21 protein-coding genes are annotated in these 23,569 nt (G+C 52.0%); 6 read left to right on the top strand and 15 right to left on the bottom strand.

Annotated elements, in window-relative coordinates; translation table 11 throughout:
• Positions 1-11 precede the first annotated feature (11 nt).
• Positions 12-1,697, bottom strand: coding sequence for a methyl-accepting chemotaxis protein (locus EVJ29_RS02835; RefSeq protein WP_131490383.1), 1,686 nt, complete (start codon positions 1,695-1,697; stop codon positions 12-14).
• A gap of 218 nt (positions 1,698-1,915) precedes the next feature.
• Here EVJ29_RS02835 and ispG point away from each other — a divergent pair, with 218 nt between their 5' ends.
• A complete protein-coding gene (ispG, locus tag EVJ29_RS02830) occupies positions 1,916-3,037 on the top strand; it encodes a flavodoxin-dependent (E)-4-hydroxy-3-methylbut-2-enyl-diphosphate synthase (RefSeq protein ID WP_016508052.1) in 1,122 nt (373 codons plus the stop codon).
• Positions 3,038-3,107: 70 nt separating this feature from the next.
• On the top strand, positions 3,108-3,692 hold the full coding sequence (locus tag EVJ29_RS02825) for a hypothetical protein (RefSeq protein ID WP_236633363.1): 585 nt from the start codon (positions 3,108-3,110) through the stop codon (positions 3,690-3,692).
• 32 nt (positions 3,693-3,724) lie between these two features.
• On the opposite strand, the gene EVJ29_RS02820 is transcribed toward EVJ29_RS02825, so the two are convergent.
• From EVJ29_RS02820 to EVJ29_RS02805, 4 genes are read right to left on the bottom strand one after another with little or no spacing between them, the layout of a single operon-like run.
• Positions 3,725-5,122, bottom strand: a complete 1,398-nt coding sequence (locus EVJ29_RS02820) for an NAD(P)H-hydrate dehydratase (RefSeq protein WP_131490384.1) — start codon at positions 5,120-5,122, stop codon at positions 3,725-3,727.
• A gap of 56 nt (positions 5,123-5,178) precedes the next feature.
• On the bottom strand, positions 5,179-5,589 hold the full coding sequence (locus EVJ29_RS02815) for a Fur family transcriptional regulator (protein ID WP_131463777.1): 411 nt from the start codon (positions 5,587-5,589) through the stop codon (positions 5,179-5,181).
• Entirely contained in the window at positions 5,576-6,439 is an 864-nt protein-coding gene (locus EVJ29_RS02810) for a metal ABC transporter permease (protein WP_131442970.1), read from the bottom strand. Before EVJ29_RS02810 ends, EVJ29_RS02815 begins: the two co-directional genes overlap by 14 nt.
• Positions 6,436-7,194: a metal ABC transporter ATP-binding protein gene (locus tag EVJ29_RS02805; RefSeq protein WP_070327013.1), complete on the bottom strand. Its 759-nt coding sequence runs from the start codon at positions 7,192-7,194 to the stop codon at positions 6,436-6,438. The genes EVJ29_RS02810 and EVJ29_RS02805 overlap by 4 nt, the downstream gene beginning before the upstream one ends.
• A gap of 190 nt (positions 7,195-7,384) precedes the next feature.
• Between EVJ29_RS02805 and EVJ29_RS02800 the strand changes: the two genes are divergently transcribed.
• From EVJ29_RS02800 to EVJ29_RS02790, 3 genes are all read left to right on the top strand, one after another.
• Positions 7,385-8,920, top strand: a complete 1,536-nt coding sequence (locus tag EVJ29_RS02800) for a Ppx/GppA family phosphatase (RefSeq protein WP_131463779.1) — start codon at positions 7,385-7,387, stop codon at positions 8,918-8,920.
• The gene (locus EVJ29_RS02795) at positions 8,917-11,082 is read left to right on the top strand and encodes an RNA degradosome polyphosphate kinase (RefSeq protein ID WP_070327011.1); all 2,166 of its coding nucleotides are present in this window, start codon (positions 8,917-8,919) and stop codon (positions 11,080-11,082) included. The genes EVJ29_RS02800 and EVJ29_RS02795 overlap by 4 nt, the downstream gene beginning before the upstream one ends.
• A gap of 91 nt (positions 11,083-11,173) precedes the next feature.
• A complete protein-coding gene (locus EVJ29_RS02790) occupies positions 11,174-11,344 on the top strand; it encodes a DUF1427 family protein (RefSeq protein WP_021065708.1) in 171 nt (56 codons plus the stop codon).
• A 37-nt stretch (positions 11,345-11,381) separates the two neighbouring features.
• Here EVJ29_RS02790 and EVJ29_RS02785 read toward each other — a convergent pair whose 3' ends face one another.
• The 5 genes from EVJ29_RS02785 to EVJ29_RS02765 form a co-directional block, all read right to left on the bottom strand.
• The gene (locus EVJ29_RS02785) at positions 11,382-11,951 is read right to left on the bottom strand and encodes a hypothetical protein (protein WP_131490385.1); all 570 of its coding nucleotides are present in this window, start codon (positions 11,949-11,951) and stop codon (positions 11,382-11,384) included.
• A gap of 3 nt (positions 11,952-11,954) precedes the next feature.
• Positions 11,955-12,857, bottom strand: coding sequence for a deoxyribonuclease IV (locus EVJ29_RS02780; RefSeq protein ID WP_131442975.1), 903 nt, complete (start codon positions 12,855-12,857; stop codon positions 11,955-11,957).
• 85 nt (positions 12,858-12,942) lie between these two features.
• Positions 12,943-14,286: a DEAD/DEAH box helicase gene (locus EVJ29_RS02775; RefSeq protein ID WP_071397764.1), complete on the bottom strand. Its 1,344-nt coding sequence runs from the start codon at positions 14,284-14,286 to the stop codon at positions 12,943-12,945.
• Between the two features lie 61 nt (positions 14,287-14,347).
• Positions 14,348-15,283 (bottom strand): sugar ABC transporter substrate-binding protein, encoded by a 936-nt coding sequence (locus EVJ29_RS02770; protein ID WP_071397765.1) that lies wholly within the window; start codon positions 15,281-15,283, stop codon positions 14,348-14,350.
• The gene (locus tag EVJ29_RS02765; RefSeq protein WP_071397766.1) at positions 15,280-17,043 is read right to left on the bottom strand and encodes a sensor histidine kinase; all 1,764 of its coding nucleotides are present in this window, start codon (positions 17,041-17,043) and stop codon (positions 15,280-15,282) included. Before EVJ29_RS02765 ends, EVJ29_RS02770 begins: the two co-directional genes overlap by 4 nt.
• Before the next feature lie 120 nt (positions 17,044-17,163).
• Between EVJ29_RS02765 and EVJ29_RS02760 the strand changes: the two genes are divergently transcribed.
• Positions 17,164-18,117 carry a 4-hydroxy-3-methylbut-2-enyl diphosphate reductase gene (locus EVJ29_RS02760; protein ID WP_131463783.1) on the top strand — a complete coding sequence of 318 codons (954 nt, stop codon included), beginning with the start codon at positions 17,164-17,166 and terminating at the stop codon, positions 18,115-18,117.
• 47 nt (positions 18,118-18,164) lie between these two features.
• On the opposite strand, the gene EVJ29_RS02755 is transcribed toward EVJ29_RS02760, so the two are convergent.
• From EVJ29_RS02755 to dnaG, 5 genes are all read right to left on the bottom strand, one after another.
• Positions 18,165-19,277, bottom strand: coding sequence for a Nif3-like dinuclear metal center hexameric protein (locus EVJ29_RS02755; protein WP_131490386.1), 1,113 nt, complete (start codon positions 19,275-19,277; stop codon positions 18,165-18,167).
• Positions 19,277-19,993 carry a tRNA (adenine(22)-N(1))-methyltransferase gene (locus EVJ29_RS02750; RefSeq protein WP_131490387.1) on the bottom strand — a complete coding sequence of 239 codons (717 nt, stop codon included), beginning with the start codon at positions 19,991-19,993 and terminating at the stop codon, positions 19,277-19,279. The genes EVJ29_RS02755 and EVJ29_RS02750 overlap by 1 nt, the downstream gene beginning before the upstream one ends.
• Positions 19,994-20,094: 101 nt before the next feature.
• A complete protein-coding gene (gene cccA, locus EVJ29_RS02745) occupies positions 20,095-20,433 on the bottom strand; it encodes a cytochrome c550 (RefSeq protein ID WP_070327002.1) in 339 nt (112 codons plus the stop codon).
• 132 nt (positions 20,434-20,565) lie between these two features.
• Entirely contained in the window at positions 20,566-21,660 is a 1,095-nt protein-coding gene (rpoD, locus tag EVJ29_RS02740) for an RNA polymerase sigma factor RpoD (RefSeq protein ID WP_016508087.1), read from the bottom strand.
• A gap of 35 nt (positions 21,661-21,695) precedes the next feature.
• The gene (dnaG, locus tag EVJ29_RS02735; protein WP_233589561.1) at positions 21,696-23,513 is read right to left on the bottom strand and encodes a DNA primase; all 1,818 of its coding nucleotides are present in this window, start codon (positions 23,511-23,513) and stop codon (positions 21,696-21,698) included.
• Positions 23,514-23,569: the final 56 nt, after the last annotated feature.

Below are 23,569 nucleotides of genomic sequence, written 5' to 3'. Positions count from 1 at the left end.
CCCGAGTTTTATCACGTCTTCGGTGCAAGTTCAGTAAGTACTTCCTGCAGGCGTCGACTTTGGTGACCCAGGTCTGTCCCGGCTGCTTGTAACGTTTCTTGAACGTCCGTCCATACTTCGACCCCTTCATACAATTCGTTCAACTTCCGCTCGAGCGCCAAGCCGATTTCTTTCAGTTGTTCGTTCGCTTCCGCCATGTGGAGCAACTGCCTTCCCGTTGCGGCCGTCTGATCCGTGATCGATTGGAACTCAAGCATTTGGTCACGCACTTCGTAATTGATTTTCGCAATCCCTGCTTCAACTCGGTCCAACGCCTCACCTAGATGAAGGATATCGTCGCCGAAGCGAATCATATCGCTAAAAATTTCTTCCCGTTCGGATTTGATTTGCCCAATCGCCGCAACGGCAAGTATCGAAGATTCATTCGTCACTTTCGCTAGCTGACCGACTTCATGAGCGACGACAGCAAACCCTTTTCCATGTTCCCCGGCACGAGCCGCTTCGATCGAGGCGTTCAGTGCCAACATCTTCGTGGCTGCCGCGACCGATAAGATCGTCTGAAGCGCTTCGTCGGCTCGTTCTGACGTTTTCGCGCTGTCGCGTAAACGTTCTTGGATACTACCCGCCTTCTCTTTGAACTGCTCGCTCACGCCTCTGACCGAAGCAAACGAGGCAATTTCGCTCGAAATCGTTTGTTGCAGCGCTACCGCTCTCAAGTCAACAGCCGAAATATCTTGTTTGAGTGCCGCGACATGGGCCGCAATGTCCGTAAAGCGATGCGTCGATTCGCTCGTGAACGCCTGATACGATCGACTCGTCTGTTCGACCGTACTTGCGACTTCTTTAAAGGCGACAACTTGTTGTTCATTTGATGCAAGTTGCCGCATGAACGTCGGCAAGCTCGTCTCAAACGCCGATGACGTCTCGTCCATCGTCAGCAACGACTTTTTCCACAGCCCGATGAACGTATTGTATTCACGCTCTAAACTACGGATCTCGAACGACTTGGCTCCTAAGTCTACTTCTTTGAAAGCACGCGTCTCTACCGCCTCACGCAGTCGCGTCGCAAACTGCGATAACGGTCTGACTTCGCGACGGATCATCCGAGAAAATAAATAGATAATGATTCCCATCGCTATGACAATCACAGCGAAAAGCGCCTGTCGAAGTTCCCACATCGACCCAAGTACCGATTGTCTCGTGACAGCCAATACGTAATGAGCTTGTAGTTCTGGGATCGGAACCGTTGCTAAGAAGAAGTCGCCTCGTTCGATGACTGCGAGTTCGTTCACTGTCACTTCATTAAATTTGTCTTCAAGCTGCTTGCTCGCTTTTTTTCCTGTCAATTGCTCGACTTGCTCGTCTCGTATCAAATACTGACCGGCCTCGAGTCCGTCCGCTGATAAAATTGACGCCTGTTGCATATACGTCGACTTCAACGAGCGTACCAACCCTTTTTCATTTGATAGGTATGCCCCATACGTCGTTTTGACTGTCTCGCGCATGACTGTCGCTTCTCGGAGTAAGCGCTTCTCGACTTCAGCTGTCAACAGGTGTTCCGCTTTCAGCGCGAACCAACCGAACGTCGTCAAAAACAGGATGACGACAAGCGGCATCAGCGTCCATTGGAGACGCCGTTCAATTTTGACGCCTTCAGGACGCCGTTGCTTCCACAGCTGTTGCAATCGCGTTAACACATCTAATCCTCACCTTTCTCAACTTGCTATTCGTCCGATATATCGGTCTTGAGACGGTGGAAAATTATGAAGCATCTGTTAAGATAACGTTAGACTTTGTAAAGAGCACATCTTAGGAGCGCTTGCCGGGTGCTTTTTCACAAGCATTTCGTTATGATAAGAAAGAAACCAACCATCTAAATCGATTGGAACCTTTCCAAAAGAAGGAGATTACGTATATGTCAGAAATCTTACACCGTTCATTAACTCGTCCGATTCGTGTCGGCAACGTCATCATCGGAGGGTCTGATGAAGTCGTCATTCAGTCGATGACGACGACGAAAACGCACGACGTCGAAGCGACTGTCGCCGAAATTTTACGTCTTGAAGAAGCAGGTTGCCAAATCGTCCGCGTCGCTTGTCCAGATGAGCGAGCGGCCGACGCGCTCGCTGAAATCAAGAGTCGCATCAACATCCCGCTCGTCGTCGATATTCACTTCGACTACAAATTGGCGTTGAAAGCCATCGAAAGCGGTGTCGATAAGATTCGGATCAACCCCGGTAACATCGGTCGCCGTGAGAAAGTCGAAGCGGTCGTTAACGCCGCTAAAGCGAAAGGCATCCCGATCCGCATCGGTGTCAACGCCGGTTCGCTCGAGAAGCAGTTCCTCGAAAAATACGGATATCCGACAGCTCAAGGTATGGTCGAAAGTGCGATGCATCACGTCAAGATTTTAGAGGACCTCGGTTTTTACAACACGATCATCTCGCTCAAAGCGTCTGACGTGAACCTTGCCCTCGAGGCGTACACGCTCGCCGCGAAGACGTTCGACTACCCGCTCCACGTCGGGATCACTGAATCAGGACCGCTGTTCTCAGGATCACTCAAATCAGCGGCCGGACTCGGTGCGATCCTCTCACTCGGGATCGGCTCGACGGTGCGTGTGTCGCTGTCTGACGATCCTGTCGAAGAGATCAAAGTCGCCAAAGAAGTGCTCAAGTCGTTCGGCCTAGCCGCTAACGCCGCGACGCTCATCTCTTGCCCGACATGCGGCCGCATCGAAATCGATTTGATTTCGATTGCGAAAGAAGTTGAAGAGTACATCCAAAACATTAACGTCAACATCAAAGTCGCCGTCCTCGGCTGCGCGGTCAACGGACCGGGTGAAGCACGTGAGGCGGACATCGGCATCGCCGGTGCCCGTAACGAAGGCCTGCTCTTCCGTCACGGGAAAATCATCCGTAAAGTACCGGAAGCAACGATGGTCGAAGAGTTGAAGAAAGAAATCGATGCCATCGTCGCCGAGAAACTTGCCGCGCGTGAGCTTGAAGAACAACAACTTGCCAACCAATCTAACTAATCTCTCGCCCGCTCGGTTGCAACCGAGCGGGCTTTTGATACAATGAGTGTTATGGCAAGGAGGAATCAAGATGCACATTGGGATAGATTTAGACGGAACCGTCACGGATCCGCAAAGTTGCTTTCACTATATGAACGACATGCTCGGTTACGCCATCGATTATCATCAGGCGACCGAATACGAGCTCCATACGTACACGAATATGACGCAACATGATTTTTGGACGTTCATGATCGAACACGGTCATGAAGAAGCCATCTATCGGCGTTCACTCCCTCACTCTGAAGTGAACGAAGTGCTCTGGCACATTCGGAAAACGCACCAACTTCACTACGTGACGGCGCGCAGCGAGGCCGTCCGCTCCGTCACCGAGGACTGGATCAAACAGCATGAACTGCCGCTCGACTCATTGATCATGACAGGCAGTCACGACAAAGTCGGCGTCGTCAAAGATCTCGCGCTCGACTTGTTCATGGAGGATCGCTATGAGAATGCCATCTCGATCCATGAACAGACATTGATTCCGGTGCTCTTGTTCGACGCCCCGTATAATCGTCGACCGTTACCGGACGGGGTGAAACGCATCACGTCTTGGAACGAGGCACTCCATCTCGTCGACAGCTTCGAGACTACAAAATCCATCATCACCCTATAAAAAAGAGGAATCCGCCGCCGGATTCCTCTTTTTTATACCAGTCCGATCGCCTCGATGACATCGCTCGCGAGAACGCTTGCCGGATGGATCCGTTCACTCGCCGACCTAGCGGCTAACGCGTGCCATAGGACGGCTTGTTCGTTCGGGGGCTGCTCTGGCTCGATCCGCGCACTCCGGGCCCAAAGCGCGAGCAGCATGCCGGTCAGGACGTCACCGCTCCCGCCTTTCGAGAGTGCCGGTGCTGCGACCGTGTTGACGGCACCAGTCCCGTCTGGCGAAACGATCAACGTGTACGTCCCTTTTAGAATGAGATGAACCCCATGTTGCCTCGCAAAGTCTGATGCGGCCTTGAACCGGTCTGCCTCGATCATCTCGACCGTCTGTCCCGTCAACCGGGCAAGTTCACCGGGATGCGGGGTGAGCGTCAATGGGCCCGACGCCTGTAAGTGTTCCTGCGTCAGCGCACCGGCATCGACGATGATTGGCGTCGTCCGTTTCTTGACCGCTTGCCAAGCGTTCGTCAACCGTTCATCCTCGACCATGCCGGGACCGATCGCCGTCGCCGCGTATCGTGCATCCGGTATGGCATCGATCTCGTAAAACATCGCCTCCGGTAACGTTGCGGCCAGTGCCATCGCCTCAGCCGGCACCGCCAAATCGAGTAGTCCGAGTCCGCTCCGAAGGGCGGCCTGAGCTGCTAGAAACGGTGCCCCGATCAAGTGGCGGCTCCCGCCGACGAGCTGGCCATGACCGTAAGTCGATTTATGGCCATATGGATCACGGGATAACAGACCGCGGTCAAAATCGGTCTCCGTCAACACGCGCCAGTTCGACGTCTCAGGCAACCCGATGTCGATTCGTTCGACTTTCCCGTAAAACGGTGCAGTTTGATTCAAGAACGCACTTCGCTTGTAACCATGTAACGTCAACGTCTGATCGGCTTTGATCGCGTGCCCGTCGAACCGGCTCGTCTCGTCGCTCGGCACACCGGACGGGACATCGACCGCGATCACCGTCGCCGCTTGGTCGCACATCCAGGTGATCACGTCTCTCGCTTTCCCTGTGACCGGTCCGTCAAGGCCGACTCCGAACAAGGCGTCGATAATATAGTCCGTCCGTCTCGGATCATCTACGACCGGGACCACTTGCTTCGCTAACGCTGCGTGCGTCAAGGCTTCTGGCGATCTCGGCTCGCCGAGTGGTGCCCAGACGCTGACGTCATACCCACGCCGGTGCAGTTCACGGGCGATGACCCAACCGTCGCCCCCGTTATTCCCTCGTCCACAGACGACGAGGACGGACGCCTCTGCTCGAATCACCAAACGATTCGTCAAGGCCAGCGCCGCCCGCTCCATCAAGGCTTCGGGCGTCGTCCCGTGCGCAAAAGCCTGTTCATCCGCTCGCTTGATGTCGCTTGCCGTATAAATCATCGACTCACTCCTTTCTTATATGTACACAAAAAAGGAAGTTGCAGTAATCAACCTCCTTACTTACATTGTTTACAATACCCGTAAATCTCAAATTTATGATCGATGACCTCAAAATCAGGGTCAAGCGTCTCTACGTAACGCATCGGGCAAAGTTCGAGCAGTTTCGTCTTGCCGCACCCGCGGCAGATCAAATGATGGTGGTGGTGCGATGAGCCACACGTGACCCGGAACGCTTTCTCACCGTTCAACTCGGTCGCTTCGAGCAACCCTTCCTCCGCAAACGACTTCAAGTTCCGGTAGACCGTATCAAAGCTCATCGTCGGATGTTTCGAACGCATATAATCCAGGACGTCTTTCGCACTGACGTAGCGTTCTTCGGTCGCCAAATAAGCGTACATCTCAATCCGTTTCGGCGTCACTTTCAATGACGACGATTGCAACCGTTCGATTTGTTCAGTCTGTTTCATGGAGTACCTCCTTCTTCCGTAACGATCCGATCTTCTCAAACAACATGACGGCAGCCAAAATCAAGACGGCGAGCAAGACGATGACACCGCCCGGGGCGACGTCTAGTTCGTAGGCGAGGACAAGTCCCCCAATCGTCGCAAGCTCACCGAACACGATTGCCCAAACAATCGTCTGTTTGAAACTGTTCGTGAACCGGAGTGCGGCCGCGACCGGTAACGTGATCAAGCTCGAGACGAGCAACGTGCCGACGATCCGCATACTGACAGCGATGACGAGCGCGACGACGAACATGAACAACATGTGTAACAACGTGCTCGGCAACCCGGACACTTTCGCTTGTTCTTCATCGAACGACAAGAACAAAAGCTGTTTATAAAACACGACGATGACGATGACCGTGATGAGCGCGACAGCTAGAATCAAACCGATATCAGACGGACTGACCGCTGAAATCGAACCGAACAACAGCGTCGACAAATCGACCGAGAAGCCTCGCGACAACGAAATGAAGATCGCGCTCAGCCCCATCCCCGCCGACATCATGATCGGGATCGACAGCTCTTGGAAATGGACGTACTTATTGCGGAGCCAATCGAGACCGAGCGCCGCGAGCACCGAGACGAGCGTCCCGAGGTAGAGCGGATTCAAGTCAGAGAAGAACAAGACATACTGTCCGAGAAACAAACTGAAGGAGATGCCGGCGAGTGTCACGTGTGACAAAGCGTCGGCAATCAGACTCATCCGTCTGACGACGACGAAAGAACCGATCAACGGGGCCGTAAACCCGATGACGACGGCCGCTATGAACGCATAACGTAAAAAACTATAGGTTAACAAGTCGGCAATCATGACATACCTTCATGAACGAGGACTTTGACGGGATACGGCTTGATGGCGGCAAGTTCTCCTAGTTCGCTATACTCTTTCAACCCACAGTTACAGGCCATACGTCCCCGGTCAAGATGGACGACTTTCGTGACGAGGTCGGTGACGACGTTTAAGTCGTGCGTGACGAGGATGAACGTGCACGACGTCTGCTCGCGCAACAAGTGGAGCACTTCATAAAAGTCCCGCAGATGCTTTTGGTCGACCCCGACCGTCGGCTCATCCAAGATGAGCAAATCGGGTTGGTTGACGATGGCCCGGGCGATGAACACACGCTGCTGCTGCCCACCGGACAGGCTTCCGATTTTGCGATTCCGATACTGCCACATGTTGACCGTCTCGAGTGCATTTTGAATGGCGGCCTTATCTTCCATGTTCAATCGCTTGAACAGGCCTAGCCGTCCGTACCGGCCCATGGCGACGACTTCTTCGACCGTCACCGGAAACCCCGAGTTAAATGACGCCGCTTTTTGGGAAACGTAACTGATACGGGACTTGTCCTTGAATTGGCCTTGCGGGCGACCGAACAGTTCGACCGTTCCCGCCTGCGGGCTCAATAGACCAAGGATCGTCCGAATCAACGTCGACTTGCCTGACCCGTTCTCGCCGACGATGGCGACGAAATCACCTTGCTTGATATCGATGGACACGTCCCGAAGTGCGGCCGTGCCATCATAATAATACGAAACATGATCTAATTTTACGACAGATGTCGTCATGAGCTACCCTTCTCTCGTTTGATAAATCGTAATCATTTCTACTTGCTCAGCGTCTGTATTATACAGAATATTATTAAATGCTTCAAGTTTGAGAAGATCGAGGCGCTCGTCGTCACGTCTTCACACAAAATCAAGATGAGTTTGTCTAGTGTTCGTTGTACACTAGAGGTATCGCAGAGGGGGATTTACCGTGGAAAAAAAATTAGCAGTCATTGATATCGGGTCAAACTCGATTCGCAACGTCATTTTTGAAGTGAATCGACACGGCCAATATTTTGAACGGTTGAACGTGAAGGAAGTCGCTCGGCTCTCGAGTCATATCACCGATGCGAACGAACTGTCCGAAATGGGCATCCAATCGTTAATCGAGACACTCGACCATTTCATTAGCCTGAACAAGCATCATGGCGTCAAAGAGATGTTGCCGGTCGCGACCGCAGCCATCCGCAACGCCAGCAATTCTGAAGCGATTTTAAACGAGGTCCTTGACGCGACCGGGATGGAGATCCGCTTGTTAAGTGACTATGAAGAGGCGTATTACGGATACTCGGCCATCGTCAACTCGACTTATATCGAAGACGGCTATTCGGTCGACATCGGCGGCGGCTCAATGGAAGTGACTTACTTCAAAGACCGCGAGCTCGTCTTTTATCATAGTTTCCCGTTCGGTGCCGTCACGTTGACGAACGATTTTATGTCAGGCGACACGCTCTCGAAAGATGAGCGGAAACAACTGACCGCGTTCTTGAAGAAGGCGTTCAAAGACATCGATTGGCTCGTCCCTCACGGTGTTCCGCTCGTCGGTGTCGGCGGGACCGCCCGAAACCTCGTCCGCGTCGAACAGTCGTTGTCCCACTTCCCGCTTGAAGGCATCCATCAATATACGCTCGGTGCCGACCGGCTTCACGAAGTCGTCGATGAACTGATCGACATGTCGACGAAACAACTCGGACGACTCGATGGCCTGTCAAAAGATCGGATGGACATCATCGCTCCGGCCGTGACCGCAATCGATGAACTGGCCCGCTATTTAAAAGTGCCTGAGTTTACGATGAGCAATAACGGTCTGCGGGAAGGGCTATTTTATGAATACTATTTAAAAGAGAACAACGAGATCCGTTTCGCCGATGTCAAAGAAGAAAGTTTCCGCCACTTCGAGAAACAATACGACGTCGATCCGGTCCGGCATCGTCATCTCGTCCATCTGGCCCGTCAAATTTATATGGGCTTGATCGAGGCGAAGACGATCAAACCAAAACCGTTCGAACCGGGACTGTTAGAAGCAGCTTGCCGTCTCGCTTACGTCGGTGAATACATCGACCATAACAACAAGAGCGACCACACGTTCCATTTGATCACGACCAATGACTTTAAAGGCATGAACAACGAAGACCGGCTCGCCCTGGCGCTCGTCACGTCTTACAAGTCACGGCGCCTGCTCGAACAGCATATCGAGGGCTTTCCTGAATGGTTCGACTCGAAAATGTTGAAGAGTCTAGAGCTGATCGGATCAATCGTCAAACTTGTCGACGCGCTCGATTTGACCGAGCGTCAAGTCGTCGAGAACATCGACGTCGAGACAACAGACGACGGGCTTGCCTTCACCCTTCATACATCGACGTCCCCGCGCTTTGAATTGCAGCGCGGCATCCGTCACAAAAAGCATTTAGAACGCGCGATCGAAACGACGATCGAGTTACGCGTAGAGGAGAGGATCACTTTATGACGACTTACTTACCAGAACATTTTAACAACCGCGAATTGAGCTGGCTCAGCTTTAACGAGCGCGTGCTCCAAGAAGCGATCGATGACCGCAATCCGCTCATGGAACGCCTCAAATTTCTCGGCATCTTCAGTGCAAACCTCGATGAGTTCTACATGGTCCGTTTTGGAGGACTGAAAGACGAGGTGCTCGCCGGATTCAACCAACCGGAGGACAAGGCCGGGCTGACACCGAAGCAGCAAATTAAAGCGATCTCAATCAAGGCCCAAGAACTCGTCGAAGTCCAATATGCGACGTATAAAAAAATCGTCAAACAACTCGGAACAGAAAACGTCCGCTTTTTACGTCCGAAGCACTTGAACAAAGAGCAACTTGATTTTGTTAAACTGTATTTTCGGACCCACGTCTTCCCGGTCTTGACACCGATCGCGGTCGATGCGTATCGCCCGTTCCCGATGCTGTTGTCAAAATCGCTCAATATCGCCGTCGAAATCTCGTCGACCTCAGAAGGCAAAAAGCGACTCGCCCTCGTTCAAGTACCGGCCGTCCTACCGCGTTTTCTCGAACTGCCGACAGAAGACGAAGAACATGCCGATTTGATGTTGCTCGAAGACGTCATCATCCAATTCATCGATTCGCTCTTCAAAGGCTTTGAAGTCGAGTCGACGATGCCGTTCCGGATCACCCGTAACGCTGACATGCCGTTCCATGAAGAAGGCAGTCACGATGTGTTGAAACAGATCGAGAAAGAATTGAAGAAACGCCGTTACGGCGTCGGCATCCGCCTCGAGGTCCAACAACGTTCACTCAGTAAAGAACTGTTGTTTATGCTGCAAGACGTCCTCGATCTGCACGACCGCGACATTTTCGTCGTCGACGGACCGATCGATTTGACGTTCTTGTTTGGCATCTATAATAAGATCGGAATCGAGTATGATGAGATGATCAACGAGACGCTCATCCCGTTCGTCCCGGAAGGACTCGAGCCCGGCAAGGACTTGTTCAAGGCCGTCCTGAAAAAGGATTACTTGCTCCATCACCCATACCATTCGTTCGACCCGGTCGTCCGCTTTATCGCCCAGGCCGCGAAAGACCCGAACGTCTTGGCCATCAAGCAGACGCTTTACCGTGTGTCTGGCGATTCACCGATCATTAAAGCGCTCACTGACGCTGCTGAGAGCGGCAAACAAGTCACCGTCCTCGTCGAACTAAAGGCTCGGTTCGATGAAGAGAAGAACATTCAATGGGCGAAACAGCTCGAAAAAGCCGGGGCCCACGTCATCTACGGCTATAAAGAGTTAAAAACGCACTCGAAGATCACGCTTGTCGTACGGATTCTAGAAGGAGGTGTCCTCCAACGCTTCGTCCACCTCGGTACCGGTAACTACAACGACTCGACGGCGAAGCTTTATACGGACATCGGCTTGTTGACGACGAACGAGGACTTGGCCGAAGATGCGACCAACTTCTTCAACTGGCTCTCCGGTTACGGTGAACGACCGTCTTGGCACGAGTTCGAGACGTCGCCTGACGACATGCTCGACTTCTTCCTTCACAAGATTCAAGACGAGATCAAACTGCATGAGAAGTATGGGAACGGTCGCATCGTCGCCAAGATGAACTCGCTCACCGACAAGTCGATCATTACGAAGCTGTATGACGCGTCTCAGGCCGGGGTCAAGATCGATTTGATCATTCGCGGCATCTGTTGCCTGCGGCCGGGCATTAAAGGCGTCTCGGAAAATATTCGTGTCGTCTCGATCATCGACCGCTATCTAGAACATTCTCGCATCTTCTATTTCTACCAAAACGGGAAAGAAGACTTGTATTGCTCGTCTGCGGACTGGATGACCCGAAACATGAAAAAGCGCATCGAGATCTTGTTCCCAATCCTAGATGCGGGTCATAAGTCATACATTAAAGACATGCTCGCGCTACAGCTCGTCGATAACGTCAAAGCGCGGATCCAACGCGCCGATGGCAGTTACGTCTACATCAAGCAAGAACCTGGCCAAGAGAAAATTCAATCGCAGATCATCATCCATCAATATACAGGCGGCCGTTGGAACAACATCCCGAGCGTCTTCGAACGGGAGCCGTCAAACTGGGCCGAACGTGAAGTCCTTCGCCTCCGGGCCGAAAATGAGAAAATGACTGATGACTGATGTTAGACTTCTCAAACGAGAAAGAACATTGTATAATTAGTTCGTTCAGTTAGTTGAAACGCTTTCATTTTCGAATATGGAGGAATCATTTATGCAAGAAATCTTACTCTCGTTGCTCGCCGGCCTCATCTGTGGCATGATTTTCACTGCCTTGAAGTTGCCGTTGCCTGCCCCCCCGGTCTTGCCTGGCGTCATTGGAATCTTTGGCGTCTTTCTCGGGATGAAAGTTTACCAATTCGCGCTTGCGAACTGGCCATTTTAAACAAAAAGAACGATGCCCGCGGGCATCGTTCTTTTTGTTACTCTGCATGATGGATCGCCTTATGACAAGTCGGACAGACCCACATCCCGCTGTCTCCTTCAAGATGGTACTCTAGCAGACGATGGGCCATCGCCCCATACCTGTCTATCAAGTCGACTCCACAGCTCGTACAAGCCGTGACGGAAGCGATACGGTGCATCATCATTCGTTCCCGGGCTAGATGCGTCTCGTACGTTTGCCGTGTCCAGCGTTGGGACGGGACTTGATAACCGCGGTCCCACATATCTTTTAACGTCGCATATGACGTCGACACGTCGTACATACCACTCTTGAGCAGCGGATGATGAAAATCAAGGCCGACTAAATCGACGAGACAATAGTCTCGAACTTCATCGTCGGGACGCGTTCGCCAATACCGGTCGTCGGGGCGCGTCGTCGTCTCGACGAGCATAATCTCGACTTCCGCGACGATCCCATATCCAACGACTTCGATCAAGGCTCGTCCCTCAATGCTTCCTTCAATGTAAAACGGGCTCTGCTCGCGAAAGTATGTCGGGAGCGCCGCAAATACGTCATACGTCTCTGGATCGATCTTTAGCACGCTCATCGCTTATTGATGCGCGAGCGCGAATCGTTCGCGCCATTCGGCGTCGAACGCGCCTAATCGGAACATGTCGATCTCTTGCTTATACGGCGCGACTTTCGTCTTCTCGCTGATTGGAATGTAAGGTGTTTCAAGAATTTTTGGCAAATGCGCGAACGCCTCATGATGGATGATTCGGTTCAACGCGTCAAAACCGATTTCCCCGTAGCCGATATTTTCGTGGCGGTCTTTTCTCGCCCCGCGCACGTTTTTCGAATCGTTGACGTGGATGACGCCGAGTCGGTCGATTCCGACGATGCGGTCAAACTCGGCAATCACGCCGTCTAAGTCCCCCACGAGGTCATACCCGGCGTCATGGACGTGGCACGTGTCGAAACAGACCGACAGCCGGTCGTTATGCGTCACTCCGTCGATGATCGTCGCGAGTTCTTCAAACGTCTTCCCGAGTTCGCTTCCTTTTCCTGCCATCGTCTCGAGGGCGATCTTCACCGTCTCGTCTCCGGTCAGCACTTCATTCAAGCCTTCGATGATGCGAGCGAGACCGACGTCTTCGCCGGCACCGACATGGGCGCCTGGGTGAAGGACGACATGGCGGGCGACTTGTAGCGCTTCGGCCCGCTTGATTTCAGCCGCCAAAAACGAGACCGCGAGTTCGAACGTCTCGGGTTTCGTCGTATTGCCCAGGTTGATGATGTATGGGGCGTGGACGACGATCTCCTCGATGTCATGCGCCGCCATGTGGACGAGCGCCGCTTCGATATTTAACTCCTCGATCGGTTTACGACGCGTGTTTTGAGGCGCGCCCGTATAGACCATCATCGTCGTCGCACCGTACGAGACGGCTTCCTCACTGCCAGCGAGCAGCATCTTCTTACCTGAAACCGAAACGTGTGAACCAATTTTTAACATAGTCAACTCTCCTTCGCAATCTTCTGCCTTTAGTGTACACAAAAAGAAGAACCGACTCCATGAAGTCGATTCTTCTGTTTAGTGATTACCGTCTGTTCTTCTTACGGGTCTCACGACGTTCCGTGCGCTGTTGTTGCATATGCTCGCGCGAAGCCGTCTCTTTCAATTTATACTTGAACTTCTTCTTGTAGCCTGGTTTGACTTTCTTCTTCGCCTTCTTGATCTCACCGGCCATACGGCTGTGCGCCGTGTGCGATACTTTCATCTTACGGTCGGTCACGCGGCGTTTACGAGTCTTGATCTCTTGGAGCGTCCCGCCTTTGACATCGACATGTGTGAACGCGAAACCACGCTCTTCAAGTCGATTGATCGGGCCGTTCTCGTGATCTTCATACAGCGTATACGCTTCTCCGGTGGCACCGGCACGACCGGTCCGGCCGACACGGTGTGTGTAGAAGTCGAGATCTTTCGGAATACCGAAGTTGATGATGTGCGACACACCTTTAATATCAATCCCGCGGGCAGCCAAGTCGGTTGCGATCACGTATTGATATTTTGCATCGTTGATGTCTTTGATCGCTTGCTTGCGTCGACGGGCTTGCATGTCGCCATGAAGCGTCCCGACGTTGAGGCCTGCCTCACGGAACGACTTCTCGAGCTCATCCGCGTCTTGTTTCGTGTTCGTGAACACGAGGCAGACGAACGGATTGATCGCTTTGGCCACTTCGACCGTCAATTCTTTGCGGTCGCGGTGACGGACCGGGATGACGTGGTGCTTGATCTTCGGTGCGACGCGGTGCTCGGCACTTGCTTCAGCGTAGCGCGGATCGTGAAGATATTTCTTCAAGAACGGCTCAAGCTTCTCTGGGATTGTCGCTGAGAAGACCATCGTTTGCAGTCTTTCCGGAAGCGACTGCGCGATGCGGTCCACTTCTGGCAAGAAGCCCATATCAAGCATTTGATCGGCTTCATCGACGACGAAATGTTTGACTTTATGCGGGAACAACGCCTGAACTTTCATCAAGTCGAGCAGACGGCCTGGCGTCCCGATGATCAACTGTGGTGGGTTTTTCATCTTGTCGATTTGACGTTCACGGTCAGTTCCGCCGACGATCAAACTCGTCTTAATATAGTCAGGCTGCTTCACGAGGAGTGTTTTCAACTCTTCGTGGATTTGCCAGGCAAGCTCGCGTGTCGGTGCGACAACGATCGCTTGGACTTCATGTTCGCTCGGGTCGATCGATTCTAAAATAGGTAAGAGGAACGCAAGTGTCTTCCCGGTCCCGGTTTGTGATTTTCCAATGATGTCACGGCCATTCATCGCGGCTGGAATAATCCGTGCCTGAATGTCCGTTGGGTTAGTGATGCGCTTTTCTGTCAAGGCATCGACGATAAACGGTAACAATTTGAACTGTTGGAAGCTGTTCAATCGATACACCTCCTGTTTCTTTCCACTTTTCCTAGCATAGCGGAATCTAGTTATTTGTCAATTAATCTTTACCGAGTCCTTCATACAAGTAACTCGATGAATAGTAGTGCGCCGAGATTTTTTTACTGCTCAAATGCTGTTCGAGCGCTTTGAACCCGACTTCAATCATTTCGTTCGGGGATTGCACGACCGTCGCATCGACTTTCCCGCTATGAATCAACGGGTAAATCTCTGTCACACCGTCTACCGACACGATTGTCTTGTCATTTAGTCTCTTGCTCTCGAGCGCCCTCACGACCCCGAACGTATTGTCGTCGTTATGGGAAAACACGGCGTCGAACGGGATGTCTTCCTCGAGCCAGCGCGACATCTCGATCTCGGCTTGGAACGGATCGTAGTTACCCGTGAGCGAGGCCACGACCTCGAGGTCGTCATGGGCTTTATCGTACTCGGTCAACCCGAGGCTACGATCGATGGTCGAGCGGACTTTTGCCGTTCCCCTCACTTCGACGACACGGATCGGCCGATCGAGTGCGGTATGTTTGGCGGCAATATGGTTGGCGGCCATCCGCCCGATTTCAACGTTATCGGACACGACGGACGTGAGCACGCTATCGTGGTCGATCATCCGGTCGATCGCGATAATCGGAATCCCTTTGTCTCTCGCCTTTTCGAGCGATGATTGAATGAACGTCTCGTCAAGCGTCGTCACGAAGATGGCTTTGACACCGCGCTCGATCAAAGAATCCAATTTCTCTTTTTCTAAGACACGTGAATCCTCACTTGTCGTCGGAATCGGAATGAACCCTTTTTGATTGGCCGTTCGTACAAATGCGGCTAACAACTTATTGGCGTGTTCGTGTTTTTCACTGACGAACACGAAGCCGACCTCATTGTTCGTCGTCGCGCGTTCCGGCAACTGGATCGACGTGATCAATAAAATCGTCATGGCCCAGATGACGGGAATCCAAAGCCAGTAATAGCGGAAGCCCTTCATACGTTTGTCCGCCTTGGGATTTTAATCATCATCGCCGTACCTTCTCCTTCAACGCTCTCGATTTCCATTTGACCGTTTACGGCTTTTAATGATTCTCGAATCATGTACAGCCCTAGCCCGTTGCCGTTCTCTTTCGTCGTATAGAACGCCGACCCGACCGTGTTCACTTGATCTTTCGTCATCCCGATTCCGTTATCCTCAATCAAGAACCGATAATCCCGCTCCGTGAAGAGGACCGTGACCGTGACGCTACCGTCCGCCCCTTTTGAATCGACGGCTTCGACGGCGTTTTTAAACAAGTTGTAGATGGTTTGAACGAGCATGTCGCTCGAACAGTAGAACGGCGGCATCTCATTCGGAACAATCAGTTCCCACTTCGTCACCCGTTTATAACATTCGGCGTCGAGTAAGAACTCGAGCCGACTCGCAAATTCAGTCATGTCGAGCCACTCTTCTTGAAGCTTGGATTGATCTGGTTTGGCGAGCGTGAGCATCGTCGTAATCAAATGGTTAGCCCGATTGAGCTCGGACAGTGCAAGGTCGAGCATTTCTTCACTACCATGACCTTCTTTCGCCATCTGCAAGGTGATTTGGACAGGTGTGAGCGGGTTACGGATCTCGTGAGCGATCCCGGCCGCGAGTTGACCGAGCGAGGCGAGCTTCTCTTGTTGGAGCAAGAGCTGTTGTTGGCTCAACTGCTCACGTCGAGCCGTCTCCATCCGATTCGAGTAGTCGTTATACGTATCGAGGAGCGTCTGGACTTCCTTTGAACCGGTGCGTTCGAGTAAAATCGGTTCGAGTGACTGTTGTTTCTTGATGTTTTGAACGAGTTCGAGCAGCGGGCTCGTCAATGTCTTCGAGAGAAGGAGACCGACTAAAATACTTAAGAAGAAAGTGACGAGCGTAATCATCAAATATTGCCAACGTGTATCATAGACCGCCTCATAAACCGAATCCGTGCTATGCTTGGCCAATACGCTCCATCCGTTCACTCGAGCGTCCGGTTCGAACATGATGACATCGTCTTCGGTACTTAAAATCGTCCGAACGTCATACTCATCCGTCGTTTCGACGATTGAGCGTGACAACCTTCGCTCCGCATCCGTGACGAGGTTAAACGATGTCGATAACACTTCTCCCCGCTCATTTAAGAGGTAGAGAATCATATCATCGTTCGTGGATTCGAGCATGCGCCGATAGAGGTCCGAGTTAAGCACACTGATGCTTCCACCAAACATGCCAATCGGTCGGTTGTCCTCGATGACGGGTACGTAAAGATACGTGCCCGCATCACCAGAAATCGATACAGGGTCACTCATGAATAAATCGTCGCCGTTCGAAGTGATGACTTCTTTAAATTTCGGATCAGCCTTTAACGTCATCGCGGGGACTTGCCGTTGCGAATACCAAGTGAATTCATCTTCTCGTAAATCATAGTAAAAGATCGAAGTGAAACTCGTTCGTTGGTTCAAGTAACCCGTCCGAATCCGCTCTTCAATCAAAGGTTCGTTTCCAACATAAGCACCAAGGTAGACGAGGTCTTCATACAATTTCCCAAGCCTTGTCTCGAGGTTCTCGATACTCCCATCAATCGCATAGTCAAATTGTTCTTTCGCCAATTCTTCCGCGCGGGACACCGTCACGCGATCGGCAGAGAAAGCTAGTGATGAGATGACGAGTCCAAGAATGATAAAGATAATAAATGTGATTTGAAAGAAGTACGATTTTCGAACTTCAAGCAATGTTCTCAAGCGTTCCACGGTGTCCCTCCTTTCTAACCTTAAGATTATAGCATGAATACACGCAATTCTTTTCGTATTTTCGAAACAATGTTAGACTAATACGTAGGAAAGCATCGCGAAAGGAGCGTTCATCACGAAATGAAAGTTAAAAAAATTAGCCCACGCGGATACTGCTATGGCGTCGTCGATGCCATGAAATTAGCGAATGAAGCCGTGGCCAACCCAGATTTACCACGGCCTATCCATATACTCGGTATGATCGTCCATAACCGTCACGTCACCCAAGCGTTTGAAGACTTAGGCGTCAAGACCGTAGACGGTGAGGATCGGATGCAAGCAGTTGAAACAATCGACAAAGGGACCGTCGTGTTTACGGCCCACGGCATCTCCCCGCTCGTTCGGAAGCGTGCCATCGAAAAAGGACTGACGATTGTCGATGCGTCTTGTCCTGACGTTCTCGTCACGCACGATTTAATTCGTGAGAAGACAGCGGCCGGCTACGAAGTCATCTATATCGGCAAGCACGGTCACCCCGAACCTGAAGGCGCGATGGGAGTCGCCCCTGGAAAAGTCCATCTCGTCCAGTACGAGAGCGATTTTGAGGCGTTGCCAGATCATTTGTTAGACGCAAACATTCTCGTCACGAACCAGACGACAATGAGCCAATGGGACGTTTCGGCATTGATCGAACTCATTCAAGAACGCTATCCTCACGTCGAGGTGCATAACGAGATTTGTAACGCGACACAAGTTCGTCAGGAAGCCGTGGCCGAACAGGCCGGCGACTGCGACTTGCTCATCGTCGTCGGTGATCCGAAATCGAACAACTCGAACCGCCTCGCCCAAGTCTCTAAAGAGATTGCCGGGACGAATGCCTATCGCATCGGTGACTTGAGTGAGCTCGATCTCAATTGGCTTCAAGACGTCGAAACGGTCGCGGTCACATCGGGCGCGTCGACACCGACGCCGATCACGAAAAAAGTCATCGACTTTTTGACGCAGTACGACCGTGATGACTTGAGCACACACGACAAGACACCTTATCTCGAACTGCGAAACATTTTGCCGAGAGTGAAGGCGCTTCGCAAATGACAAGCAACCCCCGTCCTCATGCATGAGGGCGGGGGTTGTGTTCAGTTTCAGCGGAACTTAAAAGGATTCGTGTCCGTAGCGGAAACGAGGAGCTCGACCTCGAGTTTTGCTGCCGTGAACTTCTGTTGCAAGACGTCGACGACGCCTTGTTTCATGACGCTCTCGACGTGATGACCCGGGTCGACTACGGCGAGCCCGAGCGCCATCGCGTCGTGGGCGACATGGAAATATAAGTCACCGGTCACGTAGGCGTCGGCTCCCTTGAAGTGCGCGGCTGAGACATACTTGTTGCCGTCACCACCGAGCACGGCCACTTTTTTGATTGTTCGGCCCAAGTCGCCGACGACCCGCACCGCTTCGACACCAAAGCTTGCTTTGACATGTTCCGAAAATTCAGCGAGCGTCAGCGGCTTGTCGAGTCGACCGATGCGGCCGAGACCTAGGACAGGCCCTGTAATCTCATCCCGAATCAAGTCATGAGCGACCTCTTCGTAAGGATGAGCGTCAAACATCGCTTTTAACACCCGCTTCTTCTTACTTTCGGTAACGATTGTCTCGATCTTCACTTCATCGACTTGCTCCGTTTTCCCGATTTGTCCGAGGTACGGGTCGGCCAAGTCGAGCGGGGTGAACTGCCCTTTCCCTGTGACCGTGAATTGGCAATCGCCATAATTCCCGATCCTTCCGGCTCCGGCCGAGCCTAACGCTTTAGACACGGCGGACTGATGTGTCTCCGGGACGAAGACCGACAATTTATACACCGGCTCTTCATACGTCGGGACGAGCACTTCGGTCTCACGCAATCCGAGTGCCTCGCTCATCCAGTCGTTGACCCCGCCCTCACAAACGTCTAAATTCGTATGGGCGACGTAGACGGCGATATCGTTTTTCAGACATTTCGTAACGATTCGACCGGCGGCGTTGCGATCGGTCACTTGGGTGAGCGCGCTAAAGATCGGCGGATGATGCGCGATAATCAAGTCCACCTCTTGCTCGATGGCTTCGTCGACGACCGATTCGAGCACGTCGAGCGTGACCATGACCCGATTCACTTGTTTATTCAGCGTACCGATCTGTAGGCCGATCTTGTCGCCTTCGACCGCGAGATGTTTCGGTGCGAACTCTTCAAACAGTTGGATGATATGATTTCCGTTTGCCATCACTGACTCACCTCTCTCATTTTGTCGCGTAACGTTTTGAACTCCTCCTGCTTCCGGACGAGCGCCTCGGTCTGGGCGCCTTCGGCCATTTGACCGAGCACGTAATCCAATTTGTCCGCTTCCCGGCCCCACTTCAATTTGAACGGTTCAGGACGAGTCTTCAGCAACTCCGGCCCGAACATAAGCTGCCACGTCCGCTCCGCCTCGTCCGCACTGTAACGCGTTTCTGTGCCCCGCTCCCCGACAAGAATCTCATATATTTTATCATTCTCCTCGACAATCGTTTCCGTGACGAGCGTAAAACCTGATACAAGCAACCATTCCCGAACTTGCTGTCCATCGACGTTCGGTTGCAGCACGAGTCGTTCGACCGCGCCTAACTTATCCCGTCCGTTCTCTAAGATCGATCGGATCAAGCTTCCGCCCATCCCGCAGATCGAGATACATGTCGCCTCGTCTTCATTCAGGACCGCCAATCCGTCACCGAGCCGGACGTCAATCTTGCTCGATGCGCCGATCAATTCGACTTGGGCTTTGGCCGCTTCCATCGGACCTTGATTCACTTCTCCGGCGATGGCTCGGTCGATGATTCCTTGCTGTACGAGATAACACGGGACGTAAGCGTGGTCGGAACCGATATCGGCTAAAATGCTTCCAGCTGGTATAAAATCGACGACTCGCTTCAGTCGCCGGTCTAACGTGACTTGTTCTTGCATGGGGACAACTCCTTTTGTCTACTTCTTCTTCTTCTTTAGGGTAACGAAATATTCTTGTCCGGACAACAAAAAACGTACCCCAGAAGGAGTACGCCTCACCCTTATTGTTCAATCAACCATGTCGCGAGCACGTCGGCTTCTTCAGCAGACGCGAGACCGGCCGGCATTGTACCTTGACCGTTGACGATGATGTTCGCGATCTCTTCAGCAGACAAACGTTCTCCGACTCCAGTCAACGCCGGACCGACGCCACCTTCAAGATTTCCGCCGTGGCAACCTGTGCAGCCTTTAGCAGCGTACAAGTCTTCCGGGTTCATCTCGGTGACGGCTGGACCTTCAGCGGCTTGTTGCGCTTGGTTTACGCCAAAATACGATAATGAGACCATAGCGATGATTGCGACGATCGCGATCGCTGCAAACGGTAACAATGGATTACGCATTGTATTTCCCCCTCATGTTCTTTCCAAATGTCTATTCCTCACTATTTTACTCAAAAAACAATAAAGAAGGAAGGAAAATCACTCATTTTCCTTCCTTTCTTCTTAATCTTCACATTTTATTCAAAAACACGATTAATCGAGGAAGTCTTTCAAGCGTTTCGACCGGCTCGGATGACGGAGCTTCCGTAACGCCTTCGCTTCGATTTGACGGATCCGCTCACGCGTGACCCCGAACACTTTACCGACTTCTTCGAGCGTGCGCGTCCGACCGTCATCAAGCCCGAAGCGGAGACGGAGTACGTTCTCTTCCCGGTCTGTCAACGTATCGAGCACGTCTTCGAGTTGTTCTTTGAGCAGTTCATAGGCTGCTGCGTCCTGAGGAGCCATCGCATCTTGGTCTTCAATGAAGTCACCGAGGTGCGAATCGTCCTCTTCACCAATTGGTGTTTCAAGCGACACCGGTTCTTGAGCGATTTTTAAAATCTCACGAACTTTCTCAGGCGTCAATTCCATCTCCTTGGCAATCTCTTCAGGAGCAGGCTCGCGCCCGAGGTCTTGCAGCAATTGACGTTGAACACGGATCAATTTGTTGATCGTTTCGACCATATGGACCGGAATCCGGATCGTCCGGGCTTGGTCGGCGATGGCACGTGTGATCGCTTGACGAATCCACCACGTCGCATACGTCGAGAATTTGAACCCTTTCATGTAGTCGAACTTCTCGACTGCCTTGATCAAACCCATGTTCCCTTCTTGGATCAAGTCAAGGAACAACATGCCGCGACCGACATAGCGTTTCGCGATCGAGACGACGAGACGAAGGTTGGCTTCAGCGAGACGTTTCTTCGCCTCGTCATCACCTTGCTCGATTCGCTTCGCGAGTTCGGTCTCGTCTTTGGCACTCAACAGATCGACACGGCCGATCTCTTTCAAGTACATCCGGACCGGGTCGTTGATTTTAATTCCTGGCGGGACAGCCAGATCATTCAAGTCGACCTCTTCGTCTTCTTTTTTCGTAGGAGTCTCTTCGGCATCGGCCGCATCTTCTGTGACGCGGATGTCTTTGCCTTCTAAATCTTCAATGAAGTTATCGATAAAATCTGAATCGACCTCAAAATGGCTGAGGCGATCCTGGATCGCTTGCATCGATACGACACCCTTCTTTTTCCCCAACTTTTCAAGTTCGTCTATGGCGTTAAATAAATCCTCTTTTTTCTTCTCTGCCATCTAGCAGTTCAACTCCTTCCAAACTTCCTTCGCGTTCATCGTTCACGTAAGCGGCGACTCCGGGTAATCAATTCTTGTAGCTTCGATGCCTGGTCTACTATACTTTCGGCATCCTGCCCGATTTCCCTTTTTGCTCGCTCGATTTGACGCTGTTCCTCATAACTGTTTATCACCTTAATGTATTCATCTAAAACCTCTTCAGTCAGATCATCAGGCGCTGACATGAGGCGAATCTCTGCATAGCGGTTGGCATAGTCAGGACGTTGGTCGCAGTGACGCTCCATAAAAGGCGGCATGACCTGCTCAAACTCTTCAAGCGTCATGTCTTCTGAAACGATCTCATAAAACGCCGTCGCCAACATGCGATGAATCTCATCTTGATAAGCTAGGCCGAGTCGGTCGCGAACGAAGCGAACCCGTTCCGGCCCACTGAGCATCGCCCGTAACAGTAATTTTTCAGCCTTCACAAAACGTGGTTCATTCGCTTTACTCGATCGTTTACGGATTGGTTCTGGTTCACGAACCGCTGGTGATGCCTGCACTTGGCTCGACACCGGTCGCGGCATTCGATTCGCTAGCGTTTCGACAGGAATGTCAAACTCATTCGCCAATTTTTTTAAATATAAATCGCGGCGAATCGAGTTGTCCGTCTTGCTGATTTCCCCAAGCATAGCTTCAATAAACCGGATCCGTTCTCCTTCACGATTCATATTTTTCCCGCGCCGAAGCGTCCGGTTCATGAAATCGAGGACGGATAAGCGTTCCGATTCGACAAAACGTTGCCATTGCTCCCGACCGTTCGTCCGAATATAATCATCCGGGTCCGTCTTCTCCGGCAACATGAGCACTTGGACGTCGAGCGGATACGCCTCGAGCATGCGAACGACTTTTAGCGTCGCCTCTTGTCCGGCATGGTCTCCGTCGTAACAAATCACGACTTCATCGACCATCCGTGACAACGCCCGGGCATGCTGCGATGAAAATGCCGTCCCGAGTGAAGCGACGACCTCGGCCGTCCCGGCTTGGGCGACTTGGAGGACATCGACGTTCCCTTCGACAAGGAGCACCCGTTTTTGTTTCCGCATCGATGCACGTGCTTGTGAAAATCCAAATAACAACTCACTCTTGTTAAAGAGTGGTGTCTCCGCCGTATTTACATACTTGGGCTGTCTGTCGTCAATCGCACGGCCGCTAAATCCGACGATCGTGCCGTCTCGATCCGCAATCGGAAAGACGACTCTTCCTTCGAACCGGTCAAAATATTCACCGGATCTAGATTTAGAAATAAGTCCTGCTTCGACCATGACTTCTAGGTCGAACCCTCTTCGCTCGAGTGAATCGACGGTGAAGCGGCGTTGATCAGGGGCGTATCCGATTTTGTATTGCCCGATCGTCGCCTCAGCCAAACCGCGTTCACGTAAATACGTCAAGCCGACTTCTCCGGCCTCGGTTTTCATCAATACCTCGTGATACAGGTCGGCGATGATCCGATGAGCATCACGCATTTGTTTGCGAACGACTTGATCGCGTGTCAACTCTTCGTCACCGGCCACCCCTTCTACAGCGATGTTTGCCCGTGTCGCTAAGCGCTCAATCGTTTCCGGGAAGGACAACCCTTCCGTTTCCATGACGAACGTAAAGACGTTCCCGCCAGCACCGCAACCGAAACAATGGTACATGCCTTTTTCAGGCGATACGGAAAAAGAAGGACTATTTTCCGAGTGGAACGGACAAAGTCCGACAAGACGGTGGCCTTGTTTTTTCAATTCAACGCGTTCACTGATCAAGTCCACGATATCCGTGGCTTGTTTCACTTCCGCAATGACTTCATCCGGTATACGTGGCAACTCCACCACTCCCTATCCAATCTCGCAACGAAACGGAACGCTCACCACGTTCCGTTTCACTA

This window comes from Exiguobacterium sp. SH4S7 (genome assembly GCF_004336795.1).
GTDB classification, from domain to species: domain Bacteria; phylum Bacillota; class Bacilli; order Exiguobacteriales; family Exiguobacteriaceae; genus Exiguobacterium; species Exiguobacterium aurantiacum_A.
Note: the sequence above shows the minus strand (reverse complement) of the source record. Positions and strands in the feature narration are given on the sequence as shown.

Coding starts and splice junctions, on each gene's coding strand:
- rpoD (WP_016508087.1), bottom strand. CDS start 21,660: ATGGCAGAGAAGAAAAAAGAGGATTTATTTAACGCCATAGACGAACTT.
- EVJ29_RS02820 (WP_131490384.1), bottom strand. CDS start 5,122: ATGATTTATACGGCAAGCGACATCAAGCGAGCGGATGAACAGGCTTTT.
- ispG (WP_016508052.1), top strand. CDS start 1,916: ATGTCAGAAATCTTACACCGTTCATTAACTCGTCCGATTCGTGTCGGC.
- EVJ29_RS02770 (WP_071397765.1), bottom strand. CDS start 15,283: ATGAAGGGCTTCCGCTATTACTGGCTTTGGATTCCCGTCATCTGGGCC.
- EVJ29_RS02755 (WP_131490386.1), bottom strand. CDS start 19,277: ATGGCAAACGGAAATCATATCATCCAACTGTTTGAAGAGTTCGCACCG.
- EVJ29_RS02750 (WP_131490387.1), bottom strand. CDS start 19,993: ATGCAAGAACAAGTCACGTTAGACCGGCGACTGAAGCGAGTCGTCGAT.
- EVJ29_RS02785 (WP_131490385.1), bottom strand. CDS start 11,951: ATGAGCGTGCTAAAGATCGATCCAGAGACGTATGACGTATTTGCGGCG.
- EVJ29_RS02825 (WP_236633363.1), top strand. CDS start 3,108: ATGCACATTGGGATAGATTTAGACGGAACCGTCACGGATCCGCAAAGT.
- EVJ29_RS02790 (WP_021065708.1), top strand. CDS start 11,174: ATGCAAGAAATCTTACTCTCGTTGCTCGCCGGCCTCATCTGTGGCATG.
- EVJ29_RS02780 (WP_131442975.1), bottom strand. CDS start 12,857: ATGTTAAAAATTGGTTCACACGTTTCGGTTTCAGGTAAGAAGATGCTG.
- EVJ29_RS02815 (WP_131463777.1), bottom strand. CDS start 5,589: ATGAAACAGACTGAACAAATCGAACGGTTGCAATCGTCGTCATTGAAA.
- cccA (WP_070327002.1), bottom strand. CDS start 20,433: ATGCGTAATCCATTGTTACCGTTTGCAGCGATCGCGATCGTCGCAATC.
- EVJ29_RS02760 (WP_131463783.1), top strand. CDS start 17,164: ATGAAAGTTAAAAAAATTAGCCCACGCGGATACTGCTATGGCGTCGTC.
- EVJ29_RS02805 (WP_070327013.1), bottom strand. CDS start 7,194: ATGACGACATCTGTCGTAAAATTAGATCATGTTTCGTATTATTATGAT.
- EVJ29_RS02810 (WP_131442970.1), bottom strand. CDS start 6,439: ATGATTGCCGACTTGTTAACCTATAGTTTTTTACGTTATGCGTTCATA.
- EVJ29_RS02795 (WP_070327011.1), top strand. CDS start 8,917: ATGACGACTTACTTACCAGAACATTTTAACAACCGCGAATTGAGCTGG.